The sequence below is a fragment of the Amycolatopsis sp. ATCC 39116 genome, assembly GCF_000231075.2.
Lineage (GTDB): Bacteria > Actinomycetota > Actinomycetes > Mycobacteriales > Pseudonocardiaceae > Amycolatopsis_E > Amycolatopsis_E tucumanensis.
This window is the reverse complement of the sequence record NZ_AFWY03000006.1, coordinates 161,188-183,521: the sequence shown is the minus strand read 5'-3', so window position 1 is coordinate 183,521 and position 22,334 is coordinate 161,188. Positions and strand designations below refer to the sequence as shown.

Genomic DNA, 22,334 nt, shown 5'->3' with positions numbered 1-22,334 from the left:
GAACTGGGCTGTGGATCGGGGAGCGGGGGAGGGCTGGACGGCCGGGTGGGTGCTTTGCGTTGCCGGCTCACGTCGTGCAGCCAGCCGCCCAGGCCCGAATCACAACTGTGCGTTCAAGTCCTCCTCGGAGAGTGCGTCCACCTCCAGGTAGATCTCCGCCACCTGCTCCAGTCGCCCGGGCACCGACTGGTCGGCCACCAGGCGCGCCGCCATCGCGCCCACCGTCAGCGCCGAGAACAGCGTCCGCACCGTCACCTCGGTCGTGTCCAGCGCCTCCCGCAGGCGGCCGACGATCATCGTCGCCAGCACGGAGTCTCCGCCGAGCGCGAAGAACGGGTCGTCGCGGCCGACGCGTTCCACTCCGAGCACCTCGGCCCACACCTTGGCCAGCACCTGCTCCAACGGAGTCTCCGGCGCGACATAACTGTCCGCCGACGCCTGCCAGTGCACCGCCACCGCGCGGCGGTCCACCTTGCCGTTCGCCGTCAGCGGCAGGGCGTCCAGCACCACCACGCGCGCCGGGACCATGTGCGGCGGCAACAACGTCTGGACGAACTCCCGGACCTCGTCGCCGTCCACCGCACCCCCGACGGCGGCCACGAGCTGGTTGCCCGCCACCCCCGCGACGCCCCGGTGCACCCCGGGGAACTCGGCCAGCGCCGCCTCGACCTCGCCCAGCTCGATCCGCACACCGCGCACCTTCACCTGGAAGTCCCGGCGCCCCAGGAACTCCAGCGTGCCGTCCGGCCAGTACCGCGCCAAATCACCCGTGCGGTACCAGCGGCGGCCCTCGTGCTCCACGAACCGGTCCGCGGTCCGCTCCGGGTCCGCCCGGTACCCGTGGGCGACCCCGTCGCCGCCGATCCACAGCTCCCCGGCGACCCAGTCCGGGCAGTCCCGGCCGCGCACGTCCACCACGCGGCACACGACGTTGCGCAGCGGCGTCCCGTACGGCACCGAACGCCACGACGACGGCACCCCGTGCACCTCGCACACCGTCGAATGGATCGCCGTCTCCGTGGTGCCGCCGAGCCCGGCGAACCGGCACCGCGGCGCCTGCTCCGCCACCCGGCCGGGCAGGTCCGTGCCCACCCAGTCACCGCCCAGCAGCACCGTCCGCAACCCGCTCAACTCCCCCGGCCGGGCCGCGGACAACAGCATGTCCAGCAACGCAGGCACGCAGTTGACCAGGGTGACGCGGCGCGACGCGGCCAGCTCGACCCACTGCCGCGCCTCCTTGCGGTCGCCCTCCTCGACCAGCACGACCGCGCCGCCCGCGGACAGCAGGCCGAAGACGTCGTACACCGACAGGTCGAAGTCCAGCGCGGACACCGCGAGGCACCGGTCGTCGGCCCCCACCGAGAACCTCTCGTTGAGGTCGTCGATCGTGTTCATCGCCGCCCGGTGCGGCACCTCCACGCCCTTCGGCTCCCCCGTCGAACCGGACGTGAACAGCACGTACGCGATCTGCTCCTCGTCCACCCGCACCGGTTCGGCGAGCGGCTCGGCCGCCTCCTCCGCGGACGTCAGCACGTGCGAGAACCCGGCGATCCGCCGGATCCGCTCCGCCCGCGCCGCCGGCTGGTCGACACCGATCGGAACGTACCCGGCGCCCGCGGCCAGCACACCGAGCACCGCCGCGATCTGGTCCGGGCCCTTCGGCAGGCTCACGCCGACCAGGTCACCGGGCGCGACACCCTTGTCCTGCAACGACTTCGCGATCCGCAGCGCGCGGTCACGCAAAGCGCCGTAGCTGAGCACCCCATCGGCGCCCCACAGCAGCGCCGGCGCGTCGGGCTGCGCGACGGCACGCTCGAAGAACCCGTCCTGCAGCAACCGCCCGCTGCGCGGCCCCTGCGTCGCGTTGACCCGCGCCCGCACCTCGGCCTGCTCCCGCGGCAACGTGCCGCCGACCGGCTGCTCCCACGCGTCGTCCCGCTGCCCGAGCCGCGTGATCAGGTCCTGGAACGCGGCGAACATCGCGTCGATCATCCCGGCCGGGAACGCGTGCTCCCGCACGTCCCAGTTGATCAGCAGGCCCTCGTTGACCTCGGTGACCTGCGCGTCCAGCAGCACCTGCGGGCCCTGCGAGATGATCCACACCGCCTCGCCGAAGCAGCGCCGCACGCGTGCGTCGAACAGCTCGCCCAGGTTGAGCGCACTGGTGAACACCACCGGCGCGAGCACCTGCTCACCGTGGTGCCGGGACAGGTCCCGCAGCACCTCGACACCCGAGTACGCGGCGTGCTCGGCGTCGGCGTGCATCCGGTCCTGCAACGCCTTCGCGTGCTCCACGAAGGACGCCTCCGTCGAGAAATCGACTTCCAGCAGCACCGAGCTGGTGAAGTCGCCGACCAGCTTGTCGACGTCCGGGTGGGTGCTCTGCCGGTCGAACATCGGCAGGTTCATCAGGAACCGCGGCTGCGCGCTCCACGACGACAGGGTCTCCGCGAACGCGGCCGCGACCACCATCGCCGGGGTCAGCCCGTGTTCGTGTGCGCGGGCGCCGAGGCGCTTGCGGTCCTCCGGCGCCAGCCAGTGGTGCCGACGGGTGACGCGGGTGGCGTCGGCGCGCTCGGTTTCCGGCACCAGCGGCAGGTCGGGCGCGCCGGGCAGCTCGGGAACCCGCTGCTGCCACCACTCGCGGGCCTTTTCCTGCTCGGCCTGGCGGGTCACCTCACGTTCGGCCAGGTAGCGCGGGTAGCTGTAGTTGATCGGCTCCGGCTCGGCGTCCGGCTCGTCGTAGAACCGCGCCAGGTCCGACAGCAGGACGCGGTAGCTCAACGCGTCCGCGGCGAGCATGTCCACGTCGACGTGCAGCCGCGCCCGGTCACCGGGACGGCGGCTGAGCTGGATCTTGAACACCTCGCCGTTCGCCACGTCCAGACGCGCGTGCGAAGACGCGTCCCGCAGATCGGCAAGGCGACGCTGCTCGGCGTCTTCGTCCAGGTCACGCAGGTCGTGCACCAGCAGCGACGGCTGGGCGCGCTCGGGCAGGATCCGCTGGCGGCCGTCGTCGAGGAAGGCGGCGCGCAGCATCCCGTGCCGGGCCACGAGCTTCCGCACCGCCACGTCGAGGCGTTGCGGGTCCAGGTCCGGGCCGTCGAACTCGACGTAGAGGTGCGCGGCGACCGAGCCGAGCGTGGTCTCCTCGTCGCGGCCGATCCAGTACGCGTGCTGCATCAACGCGAGCGGGAAGGGCTCGGTCTCGTCGACCTCGACGGTCACCTCGGGCTCGGGCGCGACCCCGGCCGCGGTGGCCAGGATCTCCCGCCACCCGGCCAGGGTCGGTTTCTTGGCCAGCTTGGCGAAGCCGACCTTGATGCCCTGCTTGCGCCACTTGTTCGCGACCTGCATGAGCTGGATCGAGTCGAGGCCCCACTCGATGAGGCTGTCGTTCTCGGACAGCTCCGCCGCCTCGGGCCCCAGCAGGTCGGTGACCTCGCGCAGGAGCTCTCCCACCGTCGGCTGCTGACTCACCACGTGCCCAGCTCCTCTTCGAACTCGTCGATGTCTTCTTCGGAAACGTCCGCCAGCGCGGTGTCCGCCGCGGTCGGCGCGCTGCTCAGCGCCTTGCGGAACAGCTCGGTCAGCTCGGGCACCGCGGGCCCGGTGATCGCGACGCGCAACTGCCCGTCCACGCTGACCGCGTTGACCTCCATCGCCCACTGCGCGGTGCGCGGCGGCACCCGCAGCATCGGGGCCTCCGGCGCGACCGACCACGGCTCGCCCGTCCCGCTCGGCAGGCGGCCGAGGTAGTTGACGACGATCGTCGGCTCCGGCAGGCCCAGCGGGCGGAGCAGCCCGTAGCCGAGGCCGTGGTCGGGCAGGCTGTCCAGCTGCTCACGCACGTCCCGCAGCCGCGTGCCCGGCCGCAGCCGGAGCGGGAAGATCGTGGTGAACCAGCCGACCGTGGCCGACAGGTCAGCCCCGAGCTGTTCCTCCCGGCCGTGCCCCTCGACCGCGATCACCGCGTCGCCGCGACCACGCCAGGTTTCCAGCGCCTCGGCGAACGCGCTGATCAGCAGTTCCTGCACCCCGGCCTGTTCGGCGCTCTCGGGCAGCGGCACGGTGAACCCGGTCTCGTGCCGTTCGCCGCCGGGTTCGAGCACCGGGTCGGCGCCGTCCAGGATTTCGCGCCACAGTCCGGTTTCCGCGCTGCGGTCCTGCGCGGCGAGCAGTTCGCTCCAGCGCCGGAACGACGTGCCGGTGCGCACGAGTTCCTTGCCTGCCCAGGCTTCGGCGAGATCGTCCATGATGATCCGCCACGAGACGCCGTCCACGACGAGGTGGTCGGCGACGATCAGCACCCGGTCGGGGAAGCGGACCACCTGCAGCATCCGCTCGTCGGTCAGCCGCTCACGCGCGGCCCGCAGCTCCGCGTCCAGCTCGCCGGTGGCATCCCGGACGATCTCGGCCGCGTCGAAGGATTCGGCCGGGACCACCAGCGCGCCGTCCCAGCGGGCGCGGAGCACGTCGTGCCGGTCGAGGATCGCCTGCACCACCCGGACCAGGCCGTCGCGGGTCAGGCCGTCGGGGGCGACCAGGAGCATCGCCTGCGCGAGGCCGCGTTCGCTCCAGCGCATGATCGGGGTCGGCTCGATGCGGCCGGTGCCGTCGTCGGCCTCCGTGACGGCGGCTCCGGCGACCGCGGCGATCCCGGCCGGGGTGCGCTGTTCGAACACCTGCCGCGGGGTGATCGTCAACCCCGCCTTGCGGGCCCGGCTGACCAGCTGGACGGACACGATGCTGTCGCCGCCGAGGGCGAAGAAGCTGTCCTGCGCTCCGACCTCGGCCAGGCCGAGGATCTCGGCGAACAGCTTGCACAGCAACGCTTCCCGCTCGGTCGCGGGCTCGGCCTTGCCCGCCAGCGCGGCGAAGTCGGGCGCGGGCAGGACCTTGCGGTCGAGCTTGCCGCTGGGCGTCAGCGGGAACTCGTCCAGCTGGACGATCGCGGACGGGATCATGTGGTCGGGCAGTTCGCGGGCCAGGCTGTTCGCGTCGGCTTCGCCGAGGACGTAGGCGATCAGGCGGTCGTCGCGCACCACCGCGACGGCGCTGCGCGCGCCGGCCCGGGTGAGCGCGACCTCGACCTCGCCCAGCTCGATCCGGAACCCCCGCAGCTTGACCTGGTCGTCGGCGCGGCCGAGGAACTCGAGCACGCCGTCGCGGTGCCGCACCAGGTCCCCGGTCCGGTAGAGCCGTTCCCCGTTCGGCGCGGCCACGAACCTGGAAGCCGTGAGCCCCGGCCGGTTCAGGTAGCCGCGGGCCAGCTGGACGCCGCCCAGGTACAGCTCGCCGGTGACGCCCGGCGGCACCGGCCGCAGGTACCGGTCGAGCACGTGGACCTGCGTGTTCCACACCGGCCGCCCGATCGGCACCGTGCCCTCGCCCGCGCCGTCTGCGCACGGCCAGTAGGTGACGTCGACCGCGGCTTCGGTGGGGCCGTAGAGGTTGTGCACGTTCGGGCCCGCCAGATCGGACGGCAGGGCCTCGCCGCTGCAGATCACCCGCGTCAGCACCGACAGGTCGCCGCCCGAGGAGACGAACGCCCGCAGCATCGACGGCACGAAGTGTGCGGTGGTGATCCGCTCGCGGGCGATGAGGCCGGCCAGGTACTCCGGGTCCTTGTGCCCGTCCGGCCTGGCGAACACCAGCGTCGCGCCGGTGATCAGCGGCCAGAAGAACTCCCACACCGACACGTCGAAGCTCGACGGAGTCTTCTGCAGCACCCGGTCCTCCGGCGTGAGCCGGTACTCGTGCTGCATCCACAACAGACGGTTCACGATCGCGCGGTGGCTGACCACGACGCCCTTGGGCCTGCCGGTGGAGCCCGAGGTGTAGATGACGTAGGCCGGGTGATCCGGCCCCGCCGGGCGCAGCTCCCCCTCACCTTCCAAGGAGGCGGGAAGAACCACGGTGGGCTGGGCGTCCTCGATCATCATGCTCAGCCGCTCCGCCGGGTACGACGGGTCCAGCGGCAGGTAGGCACCGCCCGCCTTGTGCACCGCCAGCAGGGAGACGATCAGGTCGAGCGAACGATCCTGCCGCACCCCGACGATGTGCTCCGGCCCCACACCCGCACCCGCCAGCCGCCGCGCCAGCGCGCTCGCACGGGCATCCAGCTCGGCGTAGGTCAGGGACTCGCCCTCGAAGACCACCGCGGTGGCATCCGGCGTACGAGCCACCTGGGCGGCGAACAGCTCCGCCAAGGTCGCCGGAGGAACCTCACGCGTCTCACCGGCGGGGAGCACGTCCTCGGGCGTGAGCACCGACGTGGCCGAGAGCCGCCGGTCCGGGTCCGCCAGCAGATCGCCGACCAGCCGCGTGAACCGGGCCACCAGGTCGTCCACAGTGGACCGGTCGAAGAGGTCTTCGCTGTAGACGAGCCAGCCGTCGATGCCCGCATCCTGCTCGAACAGGTGGAACGACAGGTCGAGCCGCGCCGCGTAGAAGTCGACGTGCTCCTCCCGCAGCGACGCGTGCCCGAACGGCACCGGCCCGCCGGGCGCGCGCTGGTAGGCCAGCATGACCTGGAACAGCGGGTGCCGCCCCATCGACCGGGCCGGGTTCAGCGCCTCGACCAGCCGCTCGAACGGCAGGTCCTGATGCGCGAACGCGTCCAGGTCGGTGCGCCGCACCCGCTCGACGAGCTGCCGGAACGTCGGGTCGCCGGTCAGGTCCGTGCGCAGCACGAGGTTGTTGACGAAGAACCCGACCAGGCCGTCCAGGGCGTCGTCGGTGCGGCCGGCGACCGGCGCGCCGATCGGCACGTCCTCCCCCGCGCCCATCTGGCCGAGCAGCGCGACGACGGCGGCCTGGACGACCATGAACGTCGTGGCGCCGGTCTGCCGTGCCAGCTCCGCCAGCGCCCGGTGCGTCTCCGGCGGCAGCTGGAAACGCACCGCGTCCCCGCGGAACGACGGATCGGCCGGACGTGGCCGGTCGGCCGGCAGGCTGATCTCCTCCGGCAGGTCGGCGAGCTGCCGCGTCCAGTAGGCGAGCTGGGTGGACGCGAGGCTGTTCGGGTCGGCGTCGTTGCCCAGCAGGTCCCGCTGCCAGAGCGCGTAGTCCGCGTACTGCACCGGCAGCGGCGCCCAGCCTGGGCCGCGGCCCTGCAGGCGGGCGGTGTACGCGGTGGTCAGGTCGGCCAGCAGCCGCTCGGCGGACCAGCCATCGCTCGCGATGTGGTGCGTCAGCAGGGACAGCACGTGCGAGTCGCCGTCGCGGAACAGCCGCGCCTCGAACGGCGGCTCGCGGTCCAGCTCGAACTCCCGTTGCGCGGCCTCGCGTGGCGAGCCGTCGCCGACGATCAGCGGCGGGATCGTGTCGAGGACCTGCTGGTAGGGCCTGCCCTCGAACTCGGGATAGATCGTGCGCAGCACCTCGTGCCTGCTCACGACGTCGGCGAGCGCCGCCCGCAGCGCGTCCACGTCGAGCGGGCCGTCCAGGCGCACCGCGAACGGCACGTTGTAGGTCGCGCTCGGGCCTTCCAGCCGGTACAGGAACCACAACCGCTGCTGCGCCGACGACAGCGGGATGCGGCGCGGGCGCGGCATCGGCGTGATCGCCGGCCGTTTCTGCGTGCCGCCGTCGAGCGCCGTGGCCAGGCGGGCGACGGTCGGCGCGTCGAAGACGGTGCCGATCGCCAGGTCGACGCCGAGGTCCGCGCGGATGCGGCCGACGAGCTTGGTCGCCAGCAGGGAATGCCCGCCGAGGGCGAAGAAGTCGTCGTCCCGGCCGACGCGCTCGACGCCGAGCAAGTCCGCGAACAACGCGGCCAGCGCCCGCTCGCGCTCGGTTTCCGGCTCCGCGACCGCGGTCGCCGCCTCCGGCTCGGGCAGCGCCTTGCGGTCCAGCTTGCCGCTCGGGCTCAGCGGCAGCTCGTCGAGGAACGTGATGACCGACGGCACCAGGTGCTCGGGCAGCGTGGCGCCGAGCTGCCGCCGGATGCCGGCCGCGTCCGTGCCCGGCTTGGCGACCACGTAGCCGAGGAGCTGCTGCCGCTCCGGCCGCGCGACCACACCGGCGCTGACGACCTCGGGCAACGCGGTCAGCGCGGCCTCGACCTCGCCCAGTTCGACGCGGAACCCGCGGATCTTGACCTGGTCGTCGGCGCGGCCGAGGAACTCCAGGGCGTCGCCGGTGCGGCGCACCAGGTCGCCGGTGCGGTACAGCCGCTCCCCGTTTGGCCCGGCCACGAACCGCGACGCAGTGAGCCCGGGCCGGTTCAGGTAGCCCCGCGCGAGCTGGACCCCGCCCAGGTACAGCTCGCCGACGGCGCCGGGCGCGACCGGCTGCAGGTGCCGGTCCAGCACGTGCAGTTGCGTGTTCCACACCGGCCGCCCGATCGGCACGGTCCCGGTGCCGGCGCCCTCGGTCACGGGCCAGTGGCTCACGTCGACCGCGGCTTCGGTGGGGCCGTACAGGTTGTGCACGTGCGGCAGTTCGCGCGCGAGGTCCGACGGCAGCGCCTCGCCACTGCAGATCACGCGGCGCAGCGTGCTCGGCCGCGCGCCCGACTCGACGAACGCCCGCAGCATCGACGGGACGAAGTGGACGGTGGTGACCCGCTCCCGCGCGCTCAGTTCGCTCAGGTAACGCGGGTCCTTGTGCCCGCCCGGCTTGGCGAACACCAGCGTCGCGCCGGTGATCAGCGGCCAGAAGAACTCCCACACCGAGACATCGAAGCTCGACGGCGTCTTCTGCAGCACCCGATCCTCGGCCGTCAGACCGTACTCGTGCTGCATCCACAACAGACGGTTCACGATCGCCCGGTGCGAGACCACCACACCCTTCGGGCGGCCGGTCGAACCCGAGGTGTAGATGACGTACGCCGGGTTGTCCGGCCCCGCCGCCCGCAACTCCCCTTCATCATGGAGCTCGGCGGGCAGCACGACCGTGGGCTGAGCATCCTCGATCATCATGCTCAACCGCTCGGCGGGATACGACGGATCCAGCGGCAGGTAGGCACCACCCGCCTTCAACACCGCCAGCAGCGAGACGATCAGATCCAGCGAACGGTCCTGCCGCACCCCGACGATGTGCTCCGGCCCCACCCCCGCGCCCGCCAACCGCCGCGCCAGCTCAGTGGCGCGGGCGTCCAGCTCGGCGTAGGTCAGCGCGACGCCCTCGTAGACCACCGCGGTCGCGTCCGGCGTGCGGGCCACCTGCTCGGCGAACAGCTCCGGCAGCGTCGTCTCCGGCACCTCGCGCGCGTCGCCGATCAGGGCAGTGTCCTCGAAGAACGACAGCCGGCTCACCGGCCGGTCCGGCGCGCCCACCGCGGCGGCGAGCAGCGATTCCAGGTGCGCCAGGAACCGCTCGACGGTCGCGGCGGTGAACAGCTCCGTCGAGTACGTGGCCTCGACCCGCATCTCGCCGTCGACCAGGAACGCCTCCAGCGCCAGGTCGAACTGGGTGGTGTCGTTGTGCACCGTCTCCCAGCTCGCCTCGACGCCGGGCAGGTCGAAGCCCTGCAACCCCTGGGTCAGGAACAACAGCATCACGTCGAAGAGCACCGACCGGCCCGGCACGCGCGGCGGCCGCAGCCGCTCGACGAGCAGGTCGAACGGGAGGTCCTGGTGCGCGTAGCCGTCGGTGCACACGCGCCGCACCCGGTCCACCAGCTCGGCGAACGACGGGTCGCCGGACAGGTCGGCCCGCAGCACGAGCGTGTTGCCGAAGTTGCCGATCAGCCGCTCGACCTCACCGGCGTCGCGGTTCATCGACGCCGACCCGATCGGCACGTCCGTCGCGCCGGTCCAGCGCGACAGCAGCGCCGCGTACCCGGCGAACACCACCATGAACGGCGTGACCCCGCGGGCCTGCGCGAACTCGCCGATCCGGTCGGTCACGGCCCGGTCGAAGGTGTGGAACCGCCGGTCCCCGCGGTCCGACCGCGCGGGCGGGCGCGGCAGGTCGGTGGGCAGCGGCAGGTTCTCCGGCGCCGGGGTCAGCTCGCGGCGCCAGTAGTCGAGATCGCCGGCCAGCTTCTCGTCCGTCAGCGTCTTCCGCTGCCACACCACGAAGTCGGCGTACTGCACCGGCAGCGGGTCCAAACCGGACGGTTGCCCGGTGGTGTCCTCCCGGTACAGGGCGGACAGGTCCCGCGACAGCGTGTTGAACGTGTAGCCGTCCCACGCGATGTGGTGCACGGTCAGCACCAGCACGTGGTCCTCGTCGCCGCGGCGCAGCAGGCGCAGGCGCAGCGAGTGCTCCTTGGCGAGGTCGAACGCGTGCGCCGACTCCTCCCGCGCCACTCGCTGGACGGTCCGGTCCCGGTCCTCTTCGGACAGGCCACGCAGGTCCGACTCCGGCATCGTCACCACGGCGTACGGGTCGACGACCTGCCGCGGCTCGCCGTCCGGCCCGGCCACGTACCGGGTGCGCAGGATCTCGTGCCGCTCCACGAGCCGCTGGAACGACCGGTGCAGCGCGGCCTTGTCCAGCGCGCCGCGCAGCGTGATCGCCAGGCACACGTTGTAGGCCGGGCTCGCCGGGTCGAGCTGCTGCAGGAACCACATGCGGGACTGGGCGTACGACAACGGCAAGTCGTCGTCGGAGTCCCGCTTCGGGATCGACGTCGTGCTGGCCAAGCCGGCCTGGGCCAGCCGTCGGCGCAGCAGCTCACGCTTGCGGGCGGCGAGGTCACTCACCGGGGGCCTCCTTGCGCGATCAGGGTCAGCGCGGCGAACCACTCGCGGGACAGCTGATGGATGCGGTCTTCGGTGAACAACGCGGACGGCCACTGCCAGTCGGCCTCCAGCGTCGAGCCGCGGACCAGCACGTTCAGCACCAGGCAGTACGGCGCGGGCATGTCGTCGTCCACGCCGCCGCCCATCGCGCCCACCTCCGGCGCGCCGGACCACGGCTCGCCGTCGCGCTCGCCGACGGTGAGGCGGCCGAGGTAGTTGAACTCCAGCTGCGGCTCGGGCAGCGCTTCCAGCTCGGCGGCGGTGTCCGGGTTGAGGTACCGCAGCAGGCCGTGGCCGATGCCTTTGTCCGGCAGGGCGAGCTGCTCGCTCACCCGCGTGAGCCCCTGGTGCACGCCGCGCGTGAGGTCGCCAGGATCGACGCGGACCGGGAAGACACTCGTGAACCAGCCGACCGTGCCGGACAGGTCCGCGCCGGGCACGATCTGTTCCTCGCGGCCGTGGCCTTCCAGCGCGAGCAGGAGCGACGTGTCGTCGCCGCCGCGCCAGCGGGACACCGCGTGCGCGAGCCCGGCCAGCAGGACGTCGTTGATCGTGACGCCGTGCCGCTCGGGCACCTCCGTGAGCAGCTTGCCGGTGACCGCGGGGTCGAGGAACGTCCGCGTGGCTCGCATGGACGCGCGGGTGTCGGTGGCCGGGTCGAGGCGGCGGGCGCCGAGCACCTGGTCCGGGCCGGACAGGATCTCCCGCCACAGCGGCATCTCGCTCGCCTTGGCCCGCGCCACCTCGGGCAGCGCCTGCGCCCACTCCCGGTACGACGTGCCGACCGGCGGCAGCTCGCGGCCAGCCCACAACTCGGCCAGCTCGGGCACCAGCACGCCCCACGACGCACCGTCCACGACGAGGTGGTGCAGCACGATCAGCAGGCGGCCGGAGCGGTCCGGGCCGGTGTCGAACCAGACGAACCGCACCATGTCGCCGGACGGCGGGTCGAGCCGGATCTCCCGCATCAGGCTGGGCAGCCGCTCCGCGATGTCGCCGTACGCCAAGTCGCGGGCGTCGATCCGGGTGACGCAAGCGCTTGCGTCCACCGCGCCGCGCGGGCGGACGACGAACGTGCCGTCGAAGGTCGCGCGCAGCACGTCGTGCCGGTCCAGCAGGAGTTGCACCAGCTCACGCAGCCGGTCCAGGTCGAGCCCGGCCGGGGTGCAGAGCATCCGGGCCTGGCTGAGCTGACCGTACGGCTGGTTGCGGTTGAGCCAGTGCAGCATCGGCGTCAGCGGGACCTCGCCGATGCCCGCGTCCGCGTCCGCACGGTGCACGGCCTCCCCGGCGACCTGCGCCAGCGCCGCGACCGTGCGTTGCTCGAACACGTCCCGCGGGGTGAACGCCAGCCCGGCGCCACGGGCCTTGCTGACCAGCCGCATCGACACGATGCTGTCCCCGCCGAGCGCGAAGAAGCTGTCGTCCGCGCCGACCTCGGGCAGGCCGAGGACGTCGGCGAACATGCCGGCGATGCGCTTCTCCAGTTCCGTCGCGGGCGCCCGGGACGTGGTGCTCGTGTAGTCCGGCGCGGGCAGCGCCTTGACGTCGAGCTTGTCGTTGCGCGTCAACGGGAAGCCGTCGACCGCGACGATCGCGGCCGGGACCATGTATTCCGGCAGCGCGGCGGCGACCTGCTCGCGCAGGCCGTCCGTGCCGCTCGCGACGACGTACGCGACCAGCCGCTTCACGCCGGGCGTGTCCTCGCGCGGCACCACGACCGCCCGTTCGACCCGCTCGTCCCGCAGCAGCACGGCCTCGATCTCGCCGGGCTCGATGCGGAACCCGCGGATCTTGACCTGGTCGTCGACGCGGCCGAGCAGCTCGATCAGCCCCTCGGCGTTCCAGCGCGCCACGTCGCCGGTGCGGTACATGCGGGTGCCGGGTTCGCCGAACGGATCAGCCACGAACCGTTCGGCCGTCGTGCCCGGCCGCCGCAGGTAGCCGCGGGCGAGACCGGCGCCGGACAGGTACAGCTCGCCCTCCACGCCGGGCGGGCAGGGCCGCAGATGCCGGTCGAGGATGTAGGCGCGCGCGTTGCCGACCGGCGAGCCGATGCACGGGTTCTCCGTGCGGTCGAAGTCGCAGGCTGCCGAGTCCACAGTGCACTCGGTCGGGCCGTAGAGGTTCCACACGGCCAGGTCCGGCTCGTCCCGCAGCGACCGCCACAGCTGCGCGGGCACCGCCTCGCCGCCGACGCCGAGCACCTTGAGCGCGCCGCGCCAGCCCGGTTCGGTCGCGACCTGCGCGAGCAGCGACGGGGACAGCTCGACGAACTCGATCTCGTGGTCCCGCAGGAACGCCCGCAGCAGGTCCGCGTCGCGGCGGGTGTCCGGCGGCACCAGGTGCAGCTCGTGCCCGGCGAACATCCACAGCATCGGCTGCCAGGACGCGTCGAACGCCATCGGCCACGCGTGCGCGACGCGCAGCGGGCGGCCGACCCGCTCGCGTGCCGGGTCGAACAGGTCCGTGCGGTGGCTGACCAGCAGGTTCGCGATCGAACTGTGCGGCACCACGACGGCCTTCGGCGTGCCGGTCGAACCGGAGGTGTAGATGACGTAGGCCGGGTGCTGCGGTTTCGCGCGCGGCGGCAGGTCGTCGGTCGAGCCCGTCGCTTCCGGCAGTTCGGTCAGGACCAGCTTCGGCGCGGCATCGGCGAGCATGAAGTCGATCCGCTCGGCAGGCCAGTCCGGGTCGAGCGGCAGGTACGCGCCGCCCGCCTTGAACACCGCCAGCAGCGCGACCAGCATGTCCGGCCCGGCCGGCATGCGCAGCGCCACCACGTCCTCCGGGCCGACGCCCTGCTCGATGAGCATCCGCGCGATCTGGTTGGCGCGGGCGTTGAACTCGGCGAAGGTCAGCCGGGTCTCCCCCGCCACGATCGCCACGGCGTCCGGCGTGGCGTGCGCCTGGTCGCGCAGGACCTCCGGCAGCGTCGTCGCCGGAGCCTCCAGGACCTTGCCGGTGCCGATGCGGCGCAGCTCTGCCAGGGTCTCCTCGCCGAGCAGGTCGACGCCCCTCACGTTTTGCGCAGGGGCAGCCGCGAAGGCCTCCGCGGCCCGGCGGAACCAGCCGCTCAGCGACTCCGCCCACGCCTCGTCGAACGTGTCCGGCCGGTACTCGAAGACGACCGACAACCGCTCCTCGGCGGCGACCGCCAGGGTCAGCGGGTAGTGCGTCGAGTCCTCGACCTCGACCCGGTCGATCGTGATCCCGGCGGCCCGCTCGCTCGCGCTCACCGCGTCCGAGTCGATCGGGTAGCTCTCGAACACGACCAGCGTGTCGAACAGATCGCCGTGCCCGGCCGCCCGCTGAATGTCGGTGAGGCCGAGGTACTGGTGGTCCATCAGCCGCGCCTGCTCGTCCTGCACGCCCCGCAGGACGTCCAGCAGCGAACCGCGCAGACGGACCCGCACCGGCACGGTGTTGATGAACAGGCCGACCATGCCGTCCACACCGGACAGATCGGCGGGTCGTCCGGAAACGGTGGCGCCGAACAGGACGTCGTCGCGGCCGGTCAGCCGGGCCAGCACGAGACCCCACAGCCCCTGGACGACCGTGTTGACGGTCAGGCCGTGCTCCCGGGCGACCGCGTAGAGCCGTTCCGTGGTCTCGGCGGGCAGGTCGAGCCGCAGCTTGCCCGGCCGCATCGGCACCCGCGACGCGGCCGGGGCCAGCAGCGTCGGCTCCTCGACGTCGTCCAGCGCGGCCAGCCACGCCTCGGCGGAGGCGTCCCGGTCCCGCCCGGCGAGCCAGGTCAGGTAGTCGCGGTAGGGCCGCGGCGACGGCGGCTCGGCGCCGGCGTAGAGCGCGAGCAGGTCCCGCACCAGCAGCGGCAGCGACCAGCCGTCGAGCAGGATGTGGTGGTTGGACAGGACCAGCCGGTGGTCCCGCTCGCCCAGCTTCACCAGCGTCATCCGCAGCAGCGGCGGCTCGTCGAGCGCGAACCGTTCGGCCCGGTCCCTGGCCAGGAACTCGTCGAACTCCTCGCGGCTGAGCGTCAGCTCGGCCCACGGCAGCTCGGCCTCGCGGCGGATGACCTGCTTCGGCTCGTCGTCGTGCACGAAGGCCGCGCGCAGGTTCGGGTGCCGGTCCAGCAGGCCCTGCGCGGCCCGGCGCAGCCGCGCCGCGTCGACCTCGCCGGTCAGGCCCAGCACGAACTGGACGGTGTAGACGTCGTCCGCGCTTTCGTCGTAGAGCGCGTGGAAGAGCATGCCCTGCTGCAGCGGGGACAGCGGCAGGACCTCCTCCGGCTCCTCGGCGGTGGTGAGGTCGTGCAGGGCGTCCTGCCACCTCGCGATCAGGCCGTCCACTTCGGATTCGGTGAACCGGTCGGTCCAGGACCAGGTCGCGGTCAGCACCGTACCGTCCGGACCGTCCTCGGTCACGACATTGATCTCCAGCGGCCGGTGCTGGGCCTCCGGCGCCGGCAACTGCTCCGCGGCCGGGACCCAGAACCCCTCGCTGACGTCGAACCGGCCGAGGTAGTTGAAGCCGACCTCCGGCTCCGGAACGTCGGTGAGCTCGCCATGCAGCCAGCGGAGGATGCCGAACCCGATGCCGTTGTCCGGCACCGCCCGCAGCCGCTCCTGGATCTCCGGCGGAGTCGCGGCGGCGGGCAGTTCGACCGGGTAGACGCTGGTGAACCAGCCGACCGTGCGGGACAGGTCCGCGCCGGGCACCAGGTGCTCCTCGCGGCCGTGGCCCTCCAGCGCGACAAGCCGCGGCTCGCCGAAGGCGTGCGCGAGCGCGCTGAGCAGCACCTCCTGCACACCGGTGCGGAACTTGCCGGGCACCTCGGCGACCAGTTCCGCGCCGAGCGTCAGCTCCCGGCGGCCTGCCGTGCGGGCCGGCCGGACGTCCGCCGATCCGGTGCGCGGCAAGGACTTCCACCGCTCGGCGCTGGCGGTAGGAAGGTGCCGCGCCCACCAGCGGAACGAGGTGGGCACCGGGTCGAGCTTGGCCGGATGGCCGGACGAGCGCGCCTCCCAGGCCTGCGCCAGGTCCCCGGCGAGGATGCGCCACGACACCCCGTCCACCACCAGGTGGTGCAGCACGAGCAACAGCCGGCCGGGCTCGGACCCGTGGTCGAACCACACGGCCCGCACCAGCACGCCCGCCTCGGGGTCGAGCGCGCCGACCGCCTCGGCGTACTTCTCCGCCACCGGCGTGTCCCCGGGAACGTGCTCCAGGACGTCCGTCACCGCGCCCGGCGGGCGGACGTCGAGCACGTCTCCCCGCAACCGGGCACGCAGCAGGTCGTGGTGGTCGAGCACGTCCTGCAGCACCCCGGCGAAGATCTTCGGCCCGTCCGCGGGCGGCACCCGCAGCAACGCGGCCTGGGCCATTGTGCGGTCACCGGTTTCCCGCCACCACCGCATGACCGGGGTGAGCGGCACCTCGCCGACCCCCTGCGCGCGGTCCTCGTCGGGGACCACCAGGTCGGTGTCGACGGCGCGGGCGAGCGCCGCCGCGGTCTGGTGCTCGAACACCTGCCGCGGCGAGATCCGCAGCCCGGCGGCCCGCACCTTGCTCACGAACTGGATGGACAGGATGCTGTCGCCGCCCAGGCCGAAGAAGTTGTCCTCCGCTCCGACCTCGGGCACCCGCAGCACCTCGGCCATCACGCGGCACAGGATCCGCTCGGCCTCGGTCTCCGCCGCGCGGCTGCCGGACGTCGGCTCCGGGCCGGGGTCGGGCAGCGCCTTGCGGTTCACCTTGCCCGAGGGCATCAGCGGGAACTCGTCGAGGAACACGAACCGGCGCGGCACCATGTGCTCGGGCAGGCGGGTGCGCAGCCAATCGCCGAGACCGTCCACTTCGGATCCGAGGCAGTAACCGACCAGCCGCTTGGGCTCGTCGCGCACCAGCACGACCGCCCGCCGCACGCCCTCGTGCTGCTCCAGGACCGCCTCGATCTCCTCCAGCTCGACCCGCATGCCGCGGATCTTGACCTGGTTGTCGGCGCGGCCGAGGAACTCCAGCGTGCCGTCCGGCTGCCAGCGGGCCAGGTCACCGGTGCGGTAGAGCCGGGAACCGGGCGGGCCAAACGGGTCGGCGACGAAGTGGTCCGCCGTCCGCTTGGGGTCGTTGATGTAGCCGCGGCCCAGGTAGACGCCGCCGGCGTACAGCTCGCCGGGCACGCCGACCGGCACCTGCCGCAGGTGCCGGTCCAGCACGTAGAGGCGGGTGTTGCCGTTGGGGTGCCCGATCGAGACGGCCTTGCGGACCGCGCTCGCGTCGCGGTAGACGACGTGGCTGACGCCGATCGTCGCCTCAGCCGGGCCGTACCCGTGGTACATGATCGCGTCGCTGACCGCGCGGAACCGGGCGAACAGCTCGGGTGTGAGCACCTCGCCGCCACACCAGACGTGCTTGAGCGACCTGCCCCGCTCGGCGAACCCGTCGAGGCCGACCAGCAGGTCCAGGATCGACGACGGCAGGTAGGTGAACGTCACCCGGTGCCGCTCGATCAGGCCCAGCAGGTACTCGATGTCCCGCTCGCCGCGGGGTTCGGCGATCACCAGCTTGCCGCCGGTGACCAGCGGCAGGAACACCTCGTTGATCGAGATGTCGAAGCCCATCGGCGCCTTGAACAGCGCCGCGTCGCCGGGCCCGAAACCGAGCATCTCGCGCTGCCACAGCAGGCGGTGCGTGATCGCGCGGTGCCGGATCATCGCGCCCTTCGGCGTGCCGGTCGAGCCGGACGTGTAGATGACGTAGGCCAGGCCTTCCGGCGGCACCCGCACGCCGAGGTTCTCCGGGTCCTCGCCCGCGAGGTCGACGTGCACGACCGGCACACCCAGCTCCCGCACCGGCCCGTCGTGCTCCGGTCCACTGAGGATCGCGGTGAACCGGGAGCTCTCCGCCACCTCGGCGATGCGCCGATCCGGCCACGACGGTTCCAGCGGCACGAACGCGCCACCGGCCTTCTCGACCGCGAGCAGGCCGACGACCAGCTCAAGCGACCGCTCCCAGTGCATGCCGACGGTCCGCTCCGGCCCGACCCCGGCCGCGACGAGGCGCCGGGCCAGGTGGTTCGCCTTCGCGTTCAGCTCGGCGTAGGTGAGGCTGCGGTCGTGGAACTCGACGGCCACCGCGTCCGGGGTGCGGGCGGCCTGCTCCTCGACCATCTCGGTCAAGGTCGTGTGCGGCCGCTCCTCGGCGGTGTCGTTGAAGGCCGCGAGCTGGGCGCGCTCGTCGTCGCCGAGGATCTCGGCGAGGCCGACCGGCTGCTCCGGCTTCGCGACCAGCGCGGTCAGCAGCCGCACCAGCCTGCGCGCGAGCGTGTCCACAGTCGATTCGTCGAACAGGTCGGCGGAGTAGCTGATCAGGCAGTCTTCCGGGCCGAAGTGGAAGGCCAGGTCGAACTTCGCGCCGGTGAACCCGGGTTCCAGCGGCTCGGCCACCACGTCCGGCAGGTCCAGTTCCGCCGTCGCCGGATCGCGGTGCGACACCATGATCTGGAACAGCGGGTGCCGCCCCGGCGAGCGCGGCGGGTTGACCGCCTCGACGACCCGCTCGAACGGCAGGTCCTGGTTCGAGTAGGCGTCCAGGTTCGCCTCGCGGACGCGCGCGAGCAGGTCGCGGAACGTCGGGTTGCCGGACAGGTCGGTGCGCAGCACGACCGTGTTGACGAAGTAGCCGACCAGGTCGTCAAGGGCTTCGTCGGTGCGGCCGGCGACCGGCGTGCCGAGCGGGATGTCCTCGCCCGCGCCGAGCCGGGACAGCAGCACCGCGGTCGCGGCCTGCGCGATCACCAGGTCCGTCACGCCGAGCTTGCGGGCCAGCTTCGCCAGCGACGCGGTCAGCGCGGCGGGGAATTCCACGGTGACGTTGCCGCCCTCGCGCGTCGGGTGCTGCGGGCGCGGCCGGTCCGTCGGCAGCGGCAGTTCCTCGGGCAGGCCTTCCAGCCGCTTGAGCCAGAAGTCGCGCTGGTCGTCGACCGGGATGTCCTGCAGCCACCGCGTGTAGTCGGCGTACTGGACCGGCAGCGGTGTCCACTCCGGCGCGCGGCCCGCGCGGCGGGCGGCGTAGGCCGCGCCCAGGTCACGCAGCAGCGGTCGCGCCGACCACTCGTCGCCCGCGACGTGGTGCACGACCAGCACCAACAGGTGCTCGTCCTCGCCAGTGGTCAGCACTTCGGCGCGGATCGGCGGCTCCTCGCCGAGGCGGAACGCGTACCGGCTCGCCCGTTCCACGAACCCGTCGGCCGGGCCGTCGTGCCGGTGCACGGGGAACCGCTCGAACGGCGGCAGCACGTGCTGGCCGTCCGCGGTGAGCAGGGTGCGCAGGGTGTCGTGGCGGTTGACCACGTCGGTGAGCGCGGCGTCGAGCGCGTCCAGGTCCAGCGGTCCGGTCAGCCGCGCGGCGAACGGGATGTTGTAGACCGGCGACGGGCCGTCCAGCTCGTGCAGGAACCACAGGCTGCGCTGCGCCGGGGACAGCGGAACGAGACCGTCGTGGTCGCGACGGGTCAGCGGCGGGCGCGCGGCGCCGCCGTCCAGGTGCCGCGCCAGACGCGCCACCGTGGGCGCGTCGAAGATCGCCCGGATCTGCAGGTCGACGCCGAACGTGCGGCGGATCCGGCTGGCCAGGCGGGTCGCGAGCAGGGAATGCCCGCCGAGTGCGAAGAAGTCGTCGTCGCGACCGACCCGGTCGACGCCGAGGACCTCGGCGAACAGCTCGGCCAGAATCTCCTCACGCGGGTCGCGGGCGTCGGCGCTGCCGGTCTCGGCGAGCTGCGGCTCGGGCAGCGCCCGCCGGTCCAGCTTGCCGCTCGGGCTGAGCGGCAGCGCGTCCAGCACGACGATCGCGGACGGCACCAGCTGTTCGGGCAACGACTCGGCGAGGCTCCGCCGCAGCGCCGCCGGGTCCAGCCCGTCGCCGACGACGTACCCGACCAGCTGCTGACGGCCGGCGTGCACGGTGGCCACCGCGGCGGCGACCCCGTCCAGCGCGAGCAGGGCCGCCTCGACCTCGCCCAGCTCGACGCGGAAGCCGCGGATCTTGACCTGGTCGTCGGCGCGGCCCAGGTACTCCAGGGCACCGTCGGCGTTCCACCGCACGACGTCGCCGGTGCGGTAGAGCCGCGAGCCGGGCTCGCCGAACGGGTTGGCGACGAACCGCGAGGAGGTCAGCCCGGGCCGGTTGAGGTACCCCCGGGCGAGCTGTACTCCCCCGAGATACAGCTCGCCCGGCGCGCCCGGCGCCACCGGCCGCAGGAACCGGTCCAGCACGTAGGTCTGCGTGTTCCACACCGGACGTCCGATGGGGACGGTCGTGGCATCCGCAGGCACCGGCCAGTAGGTGACGTCGACGGCGGCCTCGGTCGGGCCGTAGAGGTTGTGCACCTGGGCGAATTCACCCGCCTGCCGCGCCAGCTCCGGCGGCAGGGCCTCGCCGCTGCAGATGATCCGCTGCGGCCCCCGGCCGGTCTCGACGTACTGCGCCAGCATCGACGGCACGAAGTGCGCGGTGGTGATGCGCTCGCGTTCGACCAGTTCGGCCAGGTAACGCGGGTCCTTGTGCCCGCCCGGCTTCGCGAACACCAGCGTCGCGCCGCTGATCAGCGGCCAGAAGAACTCCCACACCGACACGTCGAACGACGACGGCGTCTTCTGCAGCACCCGGTCCTCGGGCGTGAGCCGGTACTCGTGCTGCATCCACAACAGCCGGTTCACGATCGCCCGATGACTGACCACCACACCCTTCGGGCGGCCGGTCGAACCCGAGGTGTAGATGACGTACGCCGGGTTGTCCGGCCCCGCCGCCCGCAACTCCCCTTCATCCTGAAGCTCGGCAGGCAGCACGACCGTGGGCTGAGCATCCTCGATCATCATGCTCAACCGCTCCGCGGGATACGACGGGTCCAGCGGCAGATACGCCCCGCCCGCCTTCAACACCGCCAGCAGCGAGACGATCAGATCCAGCGAACGGTCCTGCCGCACCCCGACGATGTGCTCCGGCCCCACCCCCGCACCGGCCAGTTTCCTCGCCAGCGCGGTGGCGCGGGCGTCCAGCTCCGCGTACGTGAGTTCAGCGCCTTCGAAGACCACCGCGGTCGCGTCTGGCGTGCGCGCCACCTGCTCGGCGAACAGCTCCGGCAGTGTCGTCTCCGGCACCTCGGCGGCGGTTTCGTTGGGCTCCACCACGACCTGCTGCCACTCGTCGGCGGGCAGCGGTTCGAGCCGCGCGACCGGCGTGCCCGGCGAGGCGACGAACCAGCCGAGCACGTCCTGCACCCGCTCCGCGATGCGGGCGACCGCGGCGTCGTCGAAGCGCGCCGGGTCGTGGTCGATGCGCAGCACGAACTCCTCGCCCGGCACGACCAGCAACGCGAGCGGGTAGTGCGTGGCGTCCCGCACCTCGACCCCGGCCAGCGGCGAGCCGGCCAGGTCGGTGCCCGGATAGCTTTCGAAGACCACGAGCGTGTCGAACAGCGTGGGCTGCCCGGCGGCGTGCTGGATGTCGGCGAGCCCGAGGTGCTGGTGCTCCAGCAACCGCGCCTGCTCGGCCTGCACCCGCGCGGCCAGCGCGGCCAGCGGCTCGTCCGGCGCGAGGCGCACCCGCACCGGCACGGTGTTGATCAGCATGCCGACCATCGACTCGACGCCCGGCACCTCCGGGTTCCGGCCGGACACCGTCGCGCCGAACACCACGTCGTCCCGGCCGGTCAGCCCGGCGAGCACGAGCGCCCACGCGGACTGCACCAGCGCGTTCACGGTCACGCCGTACTCGCGGGCAGCCTGCGTCAACGGCTGCCCCGGCAACGAGAACTCGGCCCGCCGCGGCAGTCCGTCCGACGAGCCGTCGGCCACGAGCGTCGGGCCGTCGAGGTCCGCGAGTGCGCCGGCCCACGCCTGCTCGGCCGCCTTGGTGTCCTGTTTGGACAGCCAGGTCAGGTGGTCCCGGAACGGCCGCACCGGCGGAAGCGCTTGCCCGCGGTACAACGAGAGCAGCTCACGCACCAGGATCGGCGCCGACCAGCCGTCCCACAGCAGGTGGTGCGACGACAACACGAGCACGTGCTCGGAACCGCGGCGCACCAAGGTGAATCGCAGCAACGGCGGTCGCGCGAGGTCGAACGGCTCGGCGCGGTCGTCGTCCAGCAGGTGCTGGAACTCCGCATCGCCAGGGCAGTCCACGACCCGCCACGGCACCCGCACCGACCGGCGCACGACCTGCACGAACTGGCCCGACGCCTGCGTGCGGAACCCGGCCCGCAGGTTGGCGTGCCGCCGCACCAGCTGCTCCGCCGCCTCCCGGAGCCGCTCGCCGTCGACCTCGCCGGCCAGCCGCAGGACGGTTTGCACCGTGTAGACGTCCGCACGCTCGTCGAGCAGGGCGTGGAAGATCATGCCCTGCTGCAACGGGGTGAGCGGGAGGACGTCCTCGACGCTCGACGCCACCCTCAGGACTCGCTCTCGACCAGGCTGCGCGGTCGCATGTCGGTCCAGTTGGCCTCGATGTGGTCCAGGCACGCCTGGCGGCTGTCCTCCCCGAAGACGATCCGCCAGCCCGCGGGCACCTCGGCGAAGGTGGGCCACAGCGAGTACTGGCCCTCGTCGTTGACCAGCGCGTAGAAGCGCCCGTTGTCGTCGTCGAAGGGGTTCGTCACCACAAGCCTCCAGTGCC

General features: G+C 72.7%; 4 protein-coding genes. All 4 read right to left on the bottom strand.

Translation table 11 applies throughout. The features are described 5' to 3' along the window. Nucleotides 1-99 precede the first annotated feature (99 nt). Genes AMY39116_RS0309830 through AMY39116_RS0309815 form a run of 4 tightly spaced genes read right to left on the bottom strand, consistent with a single transcriptional unit; the run spans nt 100 to nt 22,317 of the window. Nucleotides 100-3,483, bottom strand: coding sequence for a non-ribosomal peptide synthetase (locus tag AMY39116_RS0309830; RefSeq protein ID WP_020417518.1), 3,384 nt, complete (start codon nt 3,481-3,483; stop codon nt 100-102). Beyond that, nucleotides 3,477-10,658, bottom strand: coding sequence for a non-ribosomal peptide synthetase (locus AMY39116_RS0309825; protein WP_020417517.1), 7,182 nt, complete (start codon nt 10,656-10,658; stop codon nt 3,477-3,479). The genes AMY39116_RS0309830 and AMY39116_RS0309825 overlap by 7 nt, the downstream gene beginning before the upstream one ends. Further along, complete coding sequence (locus AMY39116_RS0309820) at nt 10,655-22,108, bottom strand: non-ribosomal peptide synthetase (RefSeq protein ID WP_020417516.1); 11,454 nt, start codon at nt 22,106-22,108, stop codon at nt 10,655-10,657. The genes AMY39116_RS0309825 and AMY39116_RS0309820 overlap by 4 nt, the downstream gene beginning before the upstream one ends. A gap of 2 nt (nt 22,109-22,110) precedes the next feature. Further along, nucleotides 22,111-22,317 carry an MbtH family protein gene (locus AMY39116_RS0309815; RefSeq protein WP_191245338.1) on the bottom strand — a complete coding sequence of 69 codons (207 nt, stop codon included), beginning with the start codon at nt 22,315-22,317 and terminating at the stop codon, nt 22,111-22,113. Nucleotides 22,318-22,334 lie beyond the last annotated feature (17 nt).